This is a genomic window from Rhizobium sp. PEPV16 (genome assembly GCF_008919455.1).
In the GTDB taxonomy this organism is placed as follows: domain Bacteria; phylum Pseudomonadota; class Alphaproteobacteria; order Rhizobiales; family Rhizobiaceae; genus Rhizobium; species Rhizobium leguminosarum_Q.
The window spans coordinates 7,457-8,693 of the sequence record NZ_VSZV01000166.1; the positions used below are offsets into that span (position 1 = coordinate 7,457).

Here is a 1,237-nt window from a genome sequence, read left to right on the forward strand (position 1 = left end):
CGAAACGACATGTCTTCCTCCATCGATGAACAATGATGACGTGTTCCCGTGGCCGGACCGGATAACCAATCCGGGCGGGTGCAGGTTCGCGCGCGCGCCTTGCGCGAATGATCTGGTTCGAGGGTTCAGCAATTTCAAGAGGCGGCGAAAGAAAAATTAGCACTCTCCGCCGGAGACTGCTAACACCCAACAGGGAACAGACAATCGGCTCCTGCGTTCGAATAAAAGGGCGAACGGCATTGAGGCTTGAATCCGTATTTCGGCATTCCTAGTTCTTTGGTGGCCGAGGCTTGATGAGCTCGGTCACCGTCCCACGTCTTTAGGAGTGAGTGACATGGAAGAGAACACCAAACTAATCAAAGACCTCAGTATCGAGGAACGCGAGGAAATCCTCGTCGATATCGCTCGTACGCTGGAGGACACGGCGCGTGAGGCCTTTGTCGAAGGCAATACGCATTTTGCGGCACTCTCCAACAACATGGCTGAAGCGATCCGCGTCAACGCCGATGAGCTCGCCCGTGACGATCCGGAAAATGCCGAGCTCGTATTGCAGCAGGCAACGGCGATGATCTCGCAATTCGAAGCCGTGCACCCCTATCGGATGGTGAGCATGGCCGTCCATTGATCGCCGCTTCGGGCCCGCCTCGGTCGTCCGCTCAAATCAATCGGCACCCACACGGAACTCTCACTGCTTGCGAAGGTTATTGGATCACAACATCGAAAGGTGATCCATGATGACTTCCAGATCCAACGTGCCGCCAGAGAGCGGCACCGACGATGCGCGGTCCGCCGATAGCGAACGGGCCGAGACCGACCGCAAAAGGGCATTGGAGACTGCCCGGCGCAACGTGAGTTCGGCATTAGATCGCGATCGCGGCAGCGAAACCCCAAGCCTGAAGCTTGCAAAGGAATATCTCAGTCTCGGCGGCCAACGCCGGTCGATGATCGATGACAATATCACCGATGTTCGCCACTGGGACAAGGATCCGCCGGAGGCCGAACGGTTCTGGAAGGAACGGGTGGAGACGCTTCCAAAGGATCAACGCAAGCAGGTGGAGGATTTTCTTCCAACCATCAACACGCCCTGAAAGGGCGGCCGAGCCGCTCTTCGGGCGGGCTCGTTCCAATGCGCTTGGAGGCGATCATGGCTATAGACAAGCACGAGCAGATCCGTCGCCGTGCCTACGAAATCTGGGAGGCCGAGGGCCGCCCGGATGGCGCTGACCAGCGCCATTGG

General features: G+C 58.0%; 3 protein-coding genes. All 3 read left to right on the forward strand.

All coding sequences use genetic code 11. The features are described from left to right. The first annotated feature begins 334 nt into the window (after positions 1-334). On the forward strand, positions 335-625 hold the full coding sequence (locus FY112_RS03715) for a hypothetical protein (RefSeq protein ID WP_017956753.1): 291 nt from the start codon (positions 335-337) through the stop codon (positions 623-625). A 106-nt stretch (positions 626-731) separates the two neighbouring features. Then, complete coding sequence (locus FY112_RS03720; RefSeq protein ID WP_151517719.1) at positions 732-1,088, forward strand: hypothetical protein; 357 nt, start codon at positions 732-734, stop codon at positions 1,086-1,088. Positions 1,089-1,144: 56 nt separating this feature from the next. Further along, positions 1,145-1,237: DUF2934 domain-containing protein (locus tag FY112_RS03725; protein WP_151517720.1), on the forward strand; the 93-nt coding region annotated here is incomplete at its 3' end.